This window comes from Streptomyces virginiae, from assembly GCF_040638905.1.
GTDB classification, from domain to species: Bacteria; Actinomycetota; Actinomycetes; order Streptomycetales; family Streptomycetaceae; genus Streptomyces; species Streptomyces virginiae_B.
Map to the genome: position 1 here is coordinate 130,539 of NZ_JBEZYV010000003.1, position 12,766 is coordinate 143,304.

Annotated in this window: 14 protein-coding genes; 3 read left to right on the forward strand and 11 right to left on the reverse strand. The window is 72.3% G+C overall.

The window, feature by feature from the left end; genetic code table 11:
• Positions 1 to 71: 71 nt before the first annotated feature.
• The 8 genes from rnc to AB0F82_RS06505 form a co-directional block, all read right to left on the reverse strand.
• A complete protein-coding gene (gene rnc, locus AB0F82_RS06470; protein WP_362624608.1) occupies positions 72 to 917 on the reverse strand; it encodes a ribonuclease III in 846 nt (281 codons plus the stop codon).
• A gap of 19 nt (positions 918 to 936) precedes the next feature.
• A complete protein-coding gene (rpmF, locus tag AB0F82_RS06475; RefSeq protein WP_003965982.1) occupies positions 937 to 1,110 on the reverse strand; it encodes a 50S ribosomal protein L32 in 174 nt (57 codons plus the stop codon).
• 2 nt (positions 1,111 to 1,112) lie between these two features.
• Complete coding sequence (locus AB0F82_RS06480; protein WP_356810608.1) at positions 1,113 to 1,760, reverse strand: YceD family protein; 648 nt, start codon at positions 1,758 to 1,760, stop codon at positions 1,113 to 1,115.
• 139 nt (positions 1,761 to 1,899) lie between these two features.
• A complete protein-coding gene (locus tag AB0F82_RS06485) occupies positions 1,900 to 2,988 on the reverse strand; it encodes a cell division initiation protein (RefSeq protein WP_362624610.1) in 1,089 nt (362 codons plus the stop codon).
• A gap of 103 nt (positions 2,989 to 3,091) precedes the next feature.
• Positions 3,092 to 3,571, reverse strand: coding sequence for a pantetheine-phosphate adenylyltransferase (gene coaD, locus AB0F82_RS06490; RefSeq protein WP_356810609.1), 480 nt, complete (start codon positions 3,569 to 3,571; stop codon positions 3,092 to 3,094).
• 14 nt (positions 3,572 to 3,585) lie between these two features.
• Positions 3,586 to 4,164, reverse strand: coding sequence for a 16S rRNA (guanine(966)-N(2))-methyltransferase RsmD (rsmD, locus tag AB0F82_RS06495; RefSeq protein ID WP_356810547.1), 579 nt, complete (start codon positions 4,162 to 4,164; stop codon positions 3,586 to 3,588).
• Positions 4,165 to 4,237: 73 nt separating this feature from the next.
• A complete protein-coding gene (gene recG, locus AB0F82_RS06500) occupies positions 4,238 to 6,430 on the reverse strand; it encodes an ATP-dependent DNA helicase RecG (RefSeq protein WP_362624613.1) in 2,193 nt (730 codons plus the stop codon).
• Between the two features lie 26 nt (positions 6,431 to 6,456).
• Positions 6,457 to 8,193 (reverse strand): DAK2 domain-containing protein, encoded by a 1,737-nt coding sequence (locus AB0F82_RS06505; protein WP_362624615.1) that lies wholly within the window; start codon positions 8,191 to 8,193, stop codon positions 6,457 to 6,459.
• A 243-nt stretch (positions 8,194 to 8,436) separates the two neighbouring features.
• Here AB0F82_RS06505 and rpmB point away from each other — a divergent pair, with 243 nt between their 5' ends.
• A complete protein-coding gene (gene rpmB, locus AB0F82_RS06510) occupies positions 8,437 to 8,622 on the forward strand; it encodes a 50S ribosomal protein L28 (protein ID WP_007266795.1) in 186 nt (61 codons plus the stop codon).
• A 103-nt stretch (positions 8,623 to 8,725) separates the two neighbouring features.
• On the opposite strand, the gene thiD is transcribed toward rpmB, so the two are convergent.
• Positions 8,726 to 9,526: a bifunctional hydroxymethylpyrimidine kinase/phosphomethylpyrimidine kinase gene (gene thiD / locus AB0F82_RS06515; RefSeq protein WP_362624913.1), complete on the reverse strand. Its 801-nt coding sequence runs from the start codon at positions 9,524 to 9,526 to the stop codon at positions 8,726 to 8,728.
• A 20-nt stretch (positions 9,527 to 9,546) separates the two neighbouring features.
• Positions 9,547 to 10,530 carry a thiamine-phosphate kinase gene (locus tag AB0F82_RS06520; RefSeq protein WP_356810551.1) on the reverse strand — a complete coding sequence of 328 codons (984 nt, stop codon included), beginning with the start codon at positions 10,528 to 10,530 and terminating at the stop codon, positions 9,547 to 9,549.
• A gap of 245 nt (positions 10,531 to 10,775) precedes the next feature.
• On the opposite strand from AB0F82_RS06520, the gene AB0F82_RS06525 reads away from it, so the two are divergent.
• Together AB0F82_RS06525 and AB0F82_RS06530 are read left to right on the forward strand one after the other, a co-directional pair.
• Entirely contained in the window at positions 10,776 to 11,009 is a 234-nt protein-coding gene (locus AB0F82_RS06525; RefSeq protein ID WP_030028650.1) for an Lrp/AsnC family transcriptional regulator, read from the forward strand.
• Between the two features lie 23 nt (positions 11,010 to 11,032).
• Complete coding sequence (locus tag AB0F82_RS06530; protein WP_362624618.1) at positions 11,033 to 11,530, forward strand: DUF3515 family protein; 498 nt, start codon at positions 11,033 to 11,035, stop codon at positions 11,528 to 11,530.
• Positions 11,531 to 11,601: 71 nt separating this feature from the next.
• Here the strand turns inward: AB0F82_RS06530 and AB0F82_RS06535 are convergent, their stop codons facing one another.
• Positions 11,602 to 12,759 (reverse strand): D-alanine--D-alanine ligase family protein, encoded by a 1,158-nt coding sequence (locus tag AB0F82_RS06535; protein ID WP_362624620.1) that lies wholly within the window; start codon positions 12,757 to 12,759, stop codon positions 11,602 to 11,604.
• Positions 12,760 to 12,766: the final 7 nt, after the last annotated feature.

The window sequence follows — 12,766 nt, forward strand, 5'->3', positions numbered from 1 at the left end:
TACCGGCCGCCCGGAAACGGCATCGCCCGCCCCTGCGGTGCAGGGGCGGGCGAAGGGATACCGAAGGAAGGTCAGGCGTCCGGCGCCGATTCGGCGGGCGTCGGCACCCCGCCGTCCACGGCCTCGGCCGAAGCCGGGACCTCTGCCGGAGCGGCCGCCGCTGCCGCCGCCGCCGCGGTCCGCTCGTCCGCCGCGGCGCGGATCCCGCGCCATGCGGACTCCGCGGCCTGCTGTTCCGCTTCCTTCTTGCTGCGGCCGGTGCCGGTGCCGTACGAGACACCACCGACGCGGGCGGCAGCAGTGAAGGTCTTCTCGTGGTCCGGACCGGTCTCGGTGACCAGGTATTCCGGTACGCCAAGACCTTCGGCCGCCGTGAGCTCCTGGAGACTGGTCTTCCAGTCCAGGCCGGCCCCGAGGTTCGAGGACTTCTCGATGAGCGGGTCGAAGAGCCGGTGGACCAGCTCCGAGGCCGCGTCGAGGCCCTGGTCGAGGTAGACCGCACCGATCACCGCTTCAAGGGTGTCGGCGAGGATGGAGGCCTTGTCCCGGCCGCCCGTGCCCTCTTCGCCCCGGCCGAGCCGGATGAAGGAGCCGAGGTCGAGGCCGCGTCCGACCTCCGCCAGTGCGCGCGAGTTGACCACCGCGGCCCGAAGCTTGGCCAGCTGGCCTTCGGGAAGATCGGGGTGGGTCGTGTACAGCGTGTCCGTGACCACCAGGCCCAGCACGGAGTCCCCGAGGAACTCCAGGCGTTCGTTGGTGGGCAGACCGCCGTTCTCGTACGCGTACGAGCGGTGGGTCAGCGCACGCACCAGAAGGGCGGACTCGAGTCGGTACCCGAGCCGCCCTTCCAGAAGCGTGTGGGACGAGGCCGCGTTGTTACTGTCTGCCTGCTTCTCAGCGTTGGACAGCTCAGACATTGCGCCTCTCACCAGCCGCTCAGACCTCGAGGACCTGGCGCTTGTTGTAGGTGCCGCAGCTCGGGCACGCGATGTGCTGGAGCTTCGGCTCCTGGCAACGCTCACACGAAACCAGGGTGGGGACCGCAGCCTTCCACTGCGACCGGCGGTGGCGCGTGTTGCTGCGCGACATCTTCCGCTTCGGAACAGCCACGGCTACTTCTCCTGCTTCTCGGCGGCGCTCTGAACTCCGTCAGACGCAGTGCCGCTCATGTTGTCCTTCTCATCGCCCTGATCGGTGACGAGTCCCTGCAATGCCGCCCAACGGATGTCGACGGCGTCGTGGTGGTGGTCCGGGTCGTCGTTCAGGCCGGCCCCGCATTCAGGGCACAGTCCCAGACAGTCCTCCCGGCACACCGGCTGCATCGGCAGTGCGAGCACCACCGCATCCCGCAGCACGGGTTCGAGGTCGAACAAACCGTCCTCGAGGAAGAGCGTGTCCTCGTCGTCCTCGGCGTCGTCGGCCGGCTCCGCTTTGCCGCGGCCCCGGTCGTCGGCGTCAGGGTACGAGAACATCTCCTGGAAGTCCGCCTTGAGCTCACGCCGGACGGCCTCCAGACACCTTACGCACTCCCCCTCGGCCGACGCACGGACGGTGCCTGTGACAAGCACCCCTTCCATGACCGACTCCAGGCGGAGGTTGAGCTTCACCGGGGCGCCTTCCGGCACCCCGATCACGCCGGCGAGACCGAGGTCCGCCGGTGCGTCGATCTCGCGGGACAGCCGCTGCATGGCACCAGGACGCCGACCCAGCTCGTGCGTGTCGAACACGAGGGGGTTGCGGTGGTCGAGGCGGGTGTTCAGGGCCGTTCCTGCTTTCACAGATCGCTGAAGATCGAAAATGCTGCGTAGATCCCGCACGTACGGGCAGCACGGATCGCGGTGCATACGCGCGACCGAAGAGCCAGGATACCCGGCGCTTCGCTCTGAGCCCAATCCGGCCCTAGCGCCCCTGTTCGTACTGGCGCAGCTGGTCCAGGTTGATCATGCTCGTGTCGAAGAAGCTGGTCTCGTCGAGCGAGGGCTGCTGCGCGTGCTGCGGGTGCTGGGCCTGCGTCGGCTGCTGCGGCTGCTGCTGATATGCGGCGTAGGGATCGGGCTGCTGCGCGTCGTAGTGCGCGGCGTAGGCCGCTCCGGTGGAGCCGCCCGCACCGGCGTACGGGTCCGGCTGCTGCTCGTAGCCCCCGTACGGGTCGTGGTACGCATAGGCGTCCTGCCGCTGGGCGGCGGGCTGCTGGTAGGCGTACGAGTCGTACAGGGGTTCCGGCCGGGCCGGGACCGGCGCCGGCGCGTGCGGGGGCTCCGGCTCCGCCAGGCCCGCCAGGAAGTCCGAGTCGCTCGCCGAGCGGGAGGTCTGGCCCGCGGCCGCGTCCTGGGCCGCCATGTGCACGCCCAGGTCGTCCGTCGGGACCCGGCCGAGCAGCTTCTGGCGGCCGCGCCCCACGGCTTCGAGGGTCTTGGACAGCACTGCCTCGAAGGTCGCGAGCTTGGTGTCCACGTACGCGTCCGCCTGCTGGCGCTGCGTCTCGGGGTCGTGGCTGCGCTCGGGGGCGTCCGCGTCCGGGTAGCCGTCCTCGTCCAGCCCCGGGCCGCGTCCCAGCAGCTTCTCCCGGCCCCGGTCCACCGAGCCGATCGTCTTGGTCAGCACGACCTCGAAGTTCGCGAGCTTGCTGTCGACGTAGTCGTCGGCCTCGGCCCGGATCTCCTCGGCCTCCCGGCGGGCCTCCTCCAGGATCCGGTCCGCCTCGGCCTGGGAGCGCCGCGCGATCTCGGTGTCGGCGATCAGCGAACCGCGCTGGTCGTGGGCGGCACCGATGATCCGCTCCGCCTCCCGGCGGGCGTCCTCGACCATCTGCTCCCGGCCGCCGATGAGCTCCTGAGCCTGGGCGAGCGAGCCGGGGAGCGCCTGGCGGACCTCTTCGAGCTGGGCGAGCAGCTCGGCGCGGTTGATCACGCAGGAGGCCGACATGGGCATGGACCGGGCGCCGCCGACGGCCGCGACGATCTCGTCGAGCTTCTTCTGCACGTCCATGGGGGCTCGCACTCTCTCGGCCTCGGGCGGTTCCTGAGACGGACGGGACGACTGTAAGGCCACCGGGCGGGCGCCCGACACCGCCTGATGCCCTGTCAGCCGGTCAGCGGTTGCGCAGCCGCTCCAGGAGCGCCGCGTGGACGTGCTCCGGCAGCAGGTGGGCGACGTCGCCGCCCCAGGTCGCGACCTCCTTGACCAGCGAGGAGGACAGGAAGCTGTAGGTGGGGATGGTCGGGACGAACAGCGTCTCGACGCCCGACAGGCCCAGGTTCATCTGGGCCATCTGCAGCTCGTAGTCGAAGTCGCTGACCGCGCGCAGGCCCTTGACGATGGCCGGGATGTCCCGCTGCTTGCAGAAGTCGACGAGCAGGCCGTGGAAGGCCTCGACCTTGATGTTGCCGTAGTCGGCCGTCGCCTCGCGGATCAGCTCGACCCGCTCCTCGACGGTGAACAGGCTCTGCTTCGACTTGTTGATCATCACGGCGACGTGCACGACGTCGTACAGCCTGGAGGCGCGTCCGATGATGTCGAGGTGTCCGTTGTGGATGGGATCGAAGGACCCCGGACAGACGGCGCGGCGCAACTGAACTCCCTCGTTCATGAGTCTTCGCTTCGGCTGGCGGCGCGGCCGTACCAAAGGGTGCCCTCGCCGTACTTGCGCGATCGGAGCGGCTCGAAGCCCTCGGGCCACGGGAAGGCGCCGCTCCTGGTGCTGCGCTCCACGGTGACGAGCGCATCGTCCGTGATCCAGCCATTGGACCGGAGTGTGAGGAGGATCTCCCGCAGGTCCGCACTGTCCACGGCGTACGGCGGGTCCAGGAAGACGACGTCGTACGGGTCCCCGGCGGCGCGGGCGGCCACGATCTGCTCGGCCTTGCCGGCGCGGAACTCGGCTCCGGGCAGGCCCAGGGTCCGGATGTTGTCCCGGATCGCCTTGGCGGCCTTGGCGTCGGCCTCGACGAGCAGGGCGTGGGACGCGCCCCGGGAGAGGGCCTCCAGACCGACGGCGCCGGAGCCGCCGTACAGGTCGAGTACCCGGGCTCCTTCGACCCCGTGCAGGGACTCCCAGGTGGAGAAGAGGCCTTCGCGCATCCGGTCCGAGGTCGGCCGGGTGCCGGTGCCGGGGGGCACGGCCAGCCGTCGCCCGCCGGCGCTGCCGGCGATCACGCGGGTCATCTGGGTCCTTCGGTACGGCGGTAGGGGGCGTGCGGCGGGGCTGCCGCGGCACTCCAACGATAGGTCGTGCCGCTCAGCCCTTCTCCAGGTACTGCTCGCGCTCGCTGTCGAGCAGGGCGTCCAGCGCGGTCCGCAGGCCCGGCAGCCGCTCCAGCGCCGGGTCCTCGGCCACGACGCGGGTGGCCTCCTCCCGGGCCTGGGCGATGACCTCCTCGTCCTCGATGACGGCGAGCATGCGCAGCGAGGAGCGCACTCCGGACTGGGCCTGGCCCAGGACGTCGCCCTCGCGGCGCTGTTCCAGGTCGATCCGGGAGAGCTCGAAGCCGTCGAGGGTGGCGGCGACGGCGGCCAGCCGGGCCCGGGCGGGGCTGGCCTCATGCATCTCGCTGACCAGCAGGCACAGGCCGGGGGCAGAGCCTCGGCCGACGCGGCCGCGCAGCTGGTGGAGCTGGGAGACGCCGAACCGGTCCGCGTCCATGATCACCATGACGGTGGAGTTCGGAACGTTCACACCGACCTCGATGACGGTGGTGGCGACCAGCACCTTGACCTCGCCGGCCGCGAACCGGCGCATGACGTCGTCCTTGTCGGCGGGGTCCATCCGGCCGTGCAGCACCTCGACGCTCAACCCGGCCAGTGGTCCGCGGCCGAGCTGCTCGGCGATCTCCAGGACCGCGAGCGGCGGCCGCTTGTCGGCGTCGTCCGCGGCCTGCTTCTTCTTCGGGTCGTCCTCCCCGTCGCCGATGCGCGGGCAGACCACGTACGCCTGGTGGCCCTTCTCCACCTCCTCGCGGACCCGCTCCCAGGCCCGGGCGAGGAAGTGCGGCTTGTCCTTGGCCGGCACCACGTGGGTGGCGATCGGCGAGCGGCCCGCGGGCAGCTGGTCGAGGACGGAGGTCTCCAGGTCGCCGAAGACGGTCATGGCGACGGTGCGCGGGATCGGGGTGGCGGTCATCACCAGCAGGTGCGGGGGCTGCTTGCCCTTGGAGCGCAGTGCGTCGCGCTGCTCCACGCCGAAGCGGTGCTGTTCGTCGACGACGACCAGGCCGAGGTCGTGGAACTGCACCTTGTCCTCGATGAGCGCGTGCGTGCCGATGACGATCCCGGCCTCACCGGTGACCAGGTCGAGCAGGGCCTGGCGGCGCGCGGGCATCCCCATCGACCCGGTGAGCAGCACGACCTTGGTGCCCTGGTCGGATCCGCCGAGCATGCCGCCCTCGGCCAGCTCGCCCATCATCTCGACGACGGAGCGGTGGTGCTGTTGTGCGAGCACCTCGGTGGGCGCGAGCATCGCCGCCTGACCGCCGGAGTCCACGACGGCCAGCATCGCCCGCAGGGCCACCATCGTCTTCCCGCTTCCGACCTCGCCCTGGAGGAGACGGTGCATGGGGTGGCTGGTGGCGAGGTCGTCGAAGATCTCCTTCGACACGGTCCGCTGGCCGTCGGTGAGGGTGAAGGGCAGCTTGGCGTCGAAGGCGTCGAGCAGGCCGCCGGGGGCGGGGCGGCGCGGGACGGCCGGGAGCTGGGCGTCGGCGTGGCGGCGGCGGGCCAGGGCGACCTGGAGGACGAAGGCCTCGTCCCACTTCAGGCGCTGCCGGGCGTCCTCGATGTCGGCCTTGGTGGCCGGCCGGTGGATCTTCAGCAGGGCCTCGGTGAGCGGGACGAGGCCGCGGCCCTCGCGCAGGGCGGGCGGCAGCGGGTCCACGGCCTCCCGGGCGCTGGGCAGCACGGCGTCCACGCACTTGGCGATCTTCCAGGACTCCAGCTTCGCGCAGGCCGGGTAGATCGGGATCAGCTGGTTCGCGAAGGCGGTGGCGGCGTCCCGGTCGGAGGCGTCGCCGCCGAGCGGCTCGTACGCCGGGTGCGCGAGCTGGAGCTTGTGGTTGAACTTGGAGACCTTGCCGGCGAACATCGCGCGGCTGCCGGGGAGCAGTTCCTTGTGCGGTTTGTGTACGCCGGCCCCGAAGAAGACCAGCTGGAGCCGGCCGCTGCCGTCGGTGATGGTCACCTCCAGCCGCTTGCCCCGGCCCCCGTTGAAGGTCAGGACGCGGGCGTCGGCGACCTGGGCGACGACGGTGACGTGCTCGTCGATCTGGTCGGCGAGCTCGGCCAGCGAGGTCAGCTCGCCGCGCTCGGCGTACCGCCTCGGGTAGTGGTGGAGCAGGTCCAGGGCCGTGTGCAGGCCGAGCTGCTCGGCCAGCACCTTGGCGGTGGCGGGACCGAGCGTCTTCTTGAGGTCTTCGTCGAGCGCGGGCACGTGTTCCATTGCACACCATGGCGCTGACAAGCCCGCTATTCCACCCCGATGAGGAGCGGCGCCGAGTACCGGCCGCCCCGGTAGGTGACGGTGTCCACGGCCAGGTGGCCGGACTGGACGTACGCCTCCAGGCGTTCGGCGACGGCGTCCGGCACCTCCGGTCCGAGGACCAGGGTGACGAGTTCGCCGCCGGAGCCCAGCATCCGGTCCAGCACGGCCTCCGCGGTCTCGGGCAGCCCCGCGCCGATCAGGGCGACATCGCCGTCGATGAGGCCGAGCACGTCGCCGGCCTGGCAGATGCCGGCCGAGGTGAAGGACTGGCGTTCGGCGACGGCCAGTTCCCCGTACCGGGTGGCGCCGGCCGCGGCGGTCATGGCCACCACGTCCTCGTCGAAGCTGCCGTCCGGGTCGTGGACGGCGAGGGCTGCCAGGCCCTGGACCGCGGACCGGGTGGGGATCACGGCCACCCGCACGCCCTCGGCGCGGGCCTGTTCGGCCGCGGTGGCCGCGGCGGCACGCAGCTCGGTGCCGCCCGGCAGGAGCACCACCTCGCGGGCGTGGGCGCGGCGGACGGCGTCGAGGAGTTCGGCGGTGGCCGGGACCTCGCCGGGGCGCACGAGCACGGTGGTCGCGCCGGCCTCGGCGCACAGGCCCGCCAGTCCCTCGCCGGGGACCACCGCGACCACGCCCCGCTGGGCGCGTTCGCCGCGGCCCCGGCGGCGCTCGTCGCCGAAGTGCGTGATCCGGATCCGGTACGGCCGCCCGGCGACGACACCCGCCTCCACGGCCGCGCCGGGGTCGTCGACGTGGACGTGGACGTTCCACAGCCCGTCGCCGCCGACCACGACCAGGGAGTCGCCGAGTCCGTCGAGGTGCGCGCGCAGTTCCGCGACCGCCGCCTCGGAGGCCTCCAGCAGGTAGATCACCTCGTACGCGGGGCCGTCCTCGTGCTGCTCGCAGGGGTCCGCGGGCCCCGGCGCCGGGGTCGCGGCCCGGCCCGTGGGCGGTTGGGCGGCCGGCTCCTGGCCGGACAGTGCCTGCCAGAGGGCGCCGAGTACGGCGACCAGCCCGCAGCCGCCGGCGTCGACCACCCCGGCCCGCCCCAGCGCGGCGAGCTGCCCGGGGGTCTCGGCGAGTGCGGCGCGGGCGCCGTCGTAGGCGGCGCGGGCCACGTCGGCCGCGGTGCCCGCCGCCGACGAGGCCGCTTCCGCGGCCCGCGCGGCGGCGCCCGCGACGGTGAGCATGGTGCCCTCCACCGGGTGCGCGACGGCAGCGTAGGCCTCTTCCGCGGCCCGGGTGAGGGCGTGTGCCAGCAGCCCGCCGGGGCCGGTCTGCCGGCCGTCGGGCTCGGCGCCGAGTACGTCGGCCACTCCGCGCAGCAGCTGCGCGAGGATCGTGCCGGAGTTGCCGCGGGCGCCGACGAGCGCGCCGTGCGCCCAGGCCCGTACGGCCTCGGCCAGGGAGGTGGGCTGCGCGGCGCCGGTCACGTCCGCGGTGCCGCTCCCGGCAGCGGCACCGGTCCCGGCACGGGCCCCGGCCCCTGCCCCGGTGGAGCGGGCGGCGTTCTCGAAGGTCTCGGTGAGGGCGCGGTCGGCGGACTCTGCGGTGAGGTAGAGGTTGGTGCCGGTGTCCGCGTCGGCGACCGGGTACACGTTGATCGCGTCGATGTCGTAGCGGGCCCGTCCCAGTGCGGCGAGGGCGAGCGAGCTCCAGGTGCGCACGGCCTCGGCGTCGAGCTCGTCGGCGGGCTGCGGCTGAGCCTCGTGCGGCACCGGGCGTTCCTCCTTGTGCGGGCCAGGGTTCACCGCAGGGTAACGAAGGACCGCGCCCCCGGGGTCCGGACCGCGGAGCGGGGCCGCCGGGCGCCATGGTAGTTTTCTAGGGCGGGCGCAGACGTTGTATGCTGCTCCGGTTGCCCGATGAAAGTCGGGCCTTTTCCCCGGCAAACCACCTCAGATCTCTGAACCGGTGCGCCGGTTTCACTGTAAGTGCATCTGAAGTCTTTGGAGTGACCTGTGGCTGCCAACTGCGACGTTTGCGCCAAGGGGCCGAGCTTCGGCAACAACATCTCCCACTCGCACCGCCGCACCTCGCGTCGCTGGAACCCGAACATCCAGCGCGTCCGTGCCGTGGTCAATGGGACGCCGAAGCGCCTCAACGCCTGCACCTCGTGCATCAAGGCCGGCAAGGTCTCGCGCTGACGCCCGTCGTAGCGCAGCCCCTTCCGGTTGCCAAGAAGGCCGGTCCACCTCTGGTGGACCGGCCTTTTGCCTTGTCCGGGGAATCCCGGGGGTCCGGGCGGGGTCAGCGCTGACGCCAGGCGTGGTCCACGGGGCCGATGCCCCCGCCGAGCGCGAAGCCGGCGGCGATGCCGCCCGTCACGTACTCCTTGGCGGCTGTGACGGCCTCCGGGACGTCCAGCCCCTTGGCCAGGCCCGCCGTGATCGCGCTGGCGAGGGTGCAGCCGGTGCCGTGGGTGTGCCGGTTGGAGTGGCGCGGGGCGCGCAGCCACCGCTCCTCGGTGCCGTCGGTGAGCAGGTCCACGGCCTCGTCGCCGTGCGCCGCGAGGTGCCCGCCCTTGATCAGCGCCCAGCGGGGTCCGTGGCCGAGGATCGCGTCGGCGGCCCGGCGCATGTCGTCCTCGTTCTCCACGACGACTCCGGTGAGCTGGGCGACCTCGTCCAGGTTGGGCGTGGCCACCGTGGCCCGCGGCAGCAGTTCGCCGCGTACGGCGTCCAGCGCCGAGGCGGCGAGCAGCGCGTCCCCGTGCTTGGAGACGCCGACGGGGTCCACGACGGTCGGCGCGGCCGTGTCGGCGAGCAGCGCGGCGACGGTCTCCACCAGTGCGGCGGAGGACAGCATGCCGGTCTTCACGGCGTGCACGCCGATGTCGTCCACGACGGCCCGGTACTGGGCCGTGACGGCCTCGGGGGACAGCTCCCAGGCTCCCCGTACCCCGAGCGAGTTCTGAGCGGTCACGGCGGTCACCACGCTCATGCCGTGCACGCCGAGGGCCAGCATGGTCTTGAGGTCGGCCTGGATGCCCGCGCCGCCGCCGGAGTCCGATCCGGCGACGGTCAGGCACAGCGGCGGTGCGGTGTTCACTGCGTGCCGTGGTGCGGTGTTCACTGCGTGCCGTCCTGGGCGGCCGGGTCGGCCCCGAAGTGGTCCCAGCCGCCGGTGCTGGTCCAGGGTGCGCCGTCCACGGTCACCTGGGGCAGCGCGGAGCGGTTCAGCACCTCGCCGATGACCTTCCAGCGGGCGGGGAGCTTCACGTCGGGCGGGAAGGTCGCCACGATCGCGTGGTCCTCTCCCCCGGTGAGCACCCACTGGAGCGGGTCCACGCCGACGGCCTGCCCGATGTCGTGCATCTGCGTCGGGATGTCGACGGCCGCCGAGCGCAGGTCGATGCGGACCTTGCTGGCCTCGGCGATGTGTCCGAGGTCGGCGATCAGGCCGTCGCTGACGTCGGTCATGGCGGTGGCGCCGAGCCCGGCCGCCGCGGGACCCGCGTGGTACGGCGGCTCGGGGCGCCGGTGGGCCTCCACGAACGCCCGCGGGGAGCGGAAGCCGCGCGAGAGCACGGCGAAGCCGGCCGCGGACCAGCCGAGCCAGCCGGTGACGGCGACGACGTCGCCGGGCTGGGCCCCGGAGCGCAGTACGGGCTCGTGGTTGCGCAGGTCGCCGAGGGCGGTGATGGAGACGGTGATGGTGTCTCCGCGGACGACGTCGCCGCCGACCACGGCGGCGCCGGCGACCTGGCACTCGTCACGGATGCCGTCCATCAGCTCGGTGGGCCAGGTGACCGGGAGTTCGGCCGGCACGACGAGGCCGAGGAGCAGTGCGGTCGGCACGGCTCCCATGGCCGCGATGTCCGCCAGGTTCTGCGCGGCGGCCTTGCGGCCGACGTCGTAGGCCGTGGACCAGTCGCGCCGGAAGTGCCGGCCCTCCAGCAGGATGTCGGTGCTCGCCACGACCCGCCGGTCGGGGGCCGACACCACCGCGGCGTCGTCGCCGGGTCCGAGCCGGACCGCCGGGGTGGTGGTGAGCCGTGAGGTGAGCTCCCTGATCAGCCCGAACTCCCCCAGCTCGCCGACAGTGCCCTTCATCGCTGTGCCCCTTCTTGCCCAGTCCGCTTGCGGTCGCGAGCCGTCACAGCTCTGGGTACCGTCAACAGATACGTCAACTTCTGCTCTCCGTACGCCCCGCTGTGCGTGGCGCCGGGCCCGCAGGTCTCCCCGTGGCGCACGGCGACGCGGTACCGTGGCGTCCCTTCTTCCCCCGGCCCTGTCCATCGTGTGGGGTCCACCCGAAGATTAGGGGAAATGACCCTCGTGGCCGCCCTGGAGGTTCCGTGGTACAGGCGTACATCCTCATCCAGACCGAAGTGGGCAAGGCGTCGTTCGTCGCCGAGTCCATCGGCCAGATCCCGGGGGTGATCCAGGCCGAGGACGTGACAGGTCCGTACGACGTGATCGTGCGCGCCCAGGCCGACACCGTGGACGAGCTCGGCCGCATGGTCGTCGCCAAGGTCCAGCAGGTGGAGGGGATCACCCGCACCCTGACCTGTCCGGTGGTCCATCTGTAGCCCCCGTCTACTCTTGGCCGGTGATGTCCCTCCACCGCCGGCCCCTCCGTGTCCTGGCCCTGCCCGTCGCCCTCGCCGTGTCCGCCGCCGCCCTGGCGGCGTGCTCCCCGGGCGGTTCCGGGGCCCGGGTGGAACCGCCGCCCGCGCCGCCGACCGACGTCGCTGGGTTCTGTGCGGCACTGCACAAGGAGCTCCCGGAGACGGTGGCCGGCCTGGCGCGGACCCGGACCGAACCGGAGTCCGACCTGACCGCCTCGTGGGGCGGCTCGGCGATCGTACTGCGGTGCGGTATCGCCAAACCCCCCGAGATGCTGGATCCGAAGCAGGAGGGCGTCCATGTGAACGGCGTGGCCTGGCTGCTCCAGAAGGTCGGCGACGGCGGATTCCGTTTCACCACCGGTATGCGGCTGGCTTACACGGAGGTCCGGGTCGACAAGGAGCATGCCACGGACGCGGGGATGCTCGTCGGTCTGTCCGCGGCGATCGCCGCGACCGTGCCCGAGGGCTTCTCCTCCTACTGAGCTCCGGCACACCGCCGCCCGCCGGCCGCCCCCGTTGGAGGGCGGCCGGCGGGCGGCGGCTGTAGGTGGTGCTAGCGCAGCCCCGTGGAGCGGCGCAGGGCGGCCTGGATCAGGCGGTCCACCAGCTCCGGGTAGGCGATGCCCGTCTTCTCCCACATCAGCGGGTACATCGAGATCGGCGTGAAACCGGGCATCGTGTTGATCTCGTTGATGACGAACTCGCCGTCCTCGGTGAGGAAGAAGTCGGCGCGCACGAGGCCCTCGCACGACGCCGCCTCGAAGGCCTCGATCGCGAGCCGCTGGACCTCGGCGGTCTGCTCCGCGGTGAGCGGGGCGGGCACGATCCCGGAGGCGGAGTCGATGTACTTCGCCTCGAAGTCGTAGAAGTCGTGGCTGGAGACCGGCGGGATCTCGGCGGGCACGCTGGCCCGCGGTCCGTCCTCGAACTCCAGGACGCCGCACTCGATCTCGCGGCCGCGCAGCAGCGCCTCCACGATGAACTTCGGGTCGTGGCGGCGGGCCTCCTTGACGGCGGCCTCCAGGCCGGAGGCGTCGTCGACCTTGGTGATGCCGATCGAGGAGCCGGCCCGGGCGGGCTTCACGAAGAGCGGCCAGCCGTGCTCGGCGGCGAAGTCCAGGATCTTGGCGGTGGCGGCGTCCCGGTCGGCTTCCCATTCGCGGGGGCGGATGGTCACGTACGGGCCGACGCTCAGCCCGAAGGACGTGAACACGCGCTTCATGTAGTCCTTGTCCTGCCCGACGGCCGAGGCGAGGACGCCCGAGCCGACGTACGGGATGCCGGAGAGCTCCAGGAGGCCCTGGAGGGTGCCGTCCTCGCCGTAGGGGCCGTGCAGCACGGGGAAGACGACGTCGACCTCGCCCAGGGCCTTCGGGACGGCGCCCGGCTCGGTGTAGACGACCTGGCGGCTGGCCGGGTCGACCGAGAGCACGACGGCGCCGTCCTCGGACTCGGCGAGCTCCTCGACGCTCGGGAGCCTGCGGTCTGCGATGGCCATCCGCGCGGGCTCGTCGGCGGTCAGCGCCCACCGGCCGTCCGTGGTGATGCCGATGGGCAGCACCTCGTACTTGGACCGGTCGATGGAGCGCAGTACGGCGCCCGCCGTGACGACCGAGATGGCGTGTTCCGAGCTGCGGCCGCCGAACACGACGGCCACGCGGGGCTTGCGGCCCTGCTGCTCAGGGGTCTGGGGGAGGTTCTCGCTGCTCATATCGGCA

Coding starts and splice junctions, on each gene's coding strand:
- AB0F82_RS06485 (WP_362624610.1), bottom strand. CDS start 2,988: ATGGACGTGCAGAAGAAGCTCGACGAGATCGTCGCGGCCGTCGGCGGC.
- rnc (WP_362624608.1), bottom strand. CDS start 917: ATGTCTGAGCTGTCCAACGCTGAGAAGCAGGCAGACAGTAACAACGCG.
- AB0F82_RS06530 (WP_362624618.1), top strand. CDS start 11,033: ATGTCCCTCCACCGCCGGCCCCTCCGTGTCCTGGCCCTGCCCGTCGCC.
- AB0F82_RS06520 (WP_356810551.1), bottom strand. CDS start 10,530: ATGAAGGGCACTGTCGGCGAGCTGGGGGAGTTCGGGCTGATCAGGGAG.
- rsmD (WP_356810547.1), bottom strand. CDS start 4,164: ATGACCCGCGTGATCGCCGGCAGCGCCGGCGGGCGACGGCTGGCCGTG.
- recG (WP_362624613.1), bottom strand. CDS start 6,430: ATGGAACACGTGCCCGCGCTCGACGAAGACCTCAAGAAGACGCTCGGT.
- AB0F82_RS06535 (WP_362624620.1), bottom strand. CDS start 12,759: ATGAGCAGCGAGAACCTCCCCCAGACCCCTGAGCAGCAGGGCCGCAAG.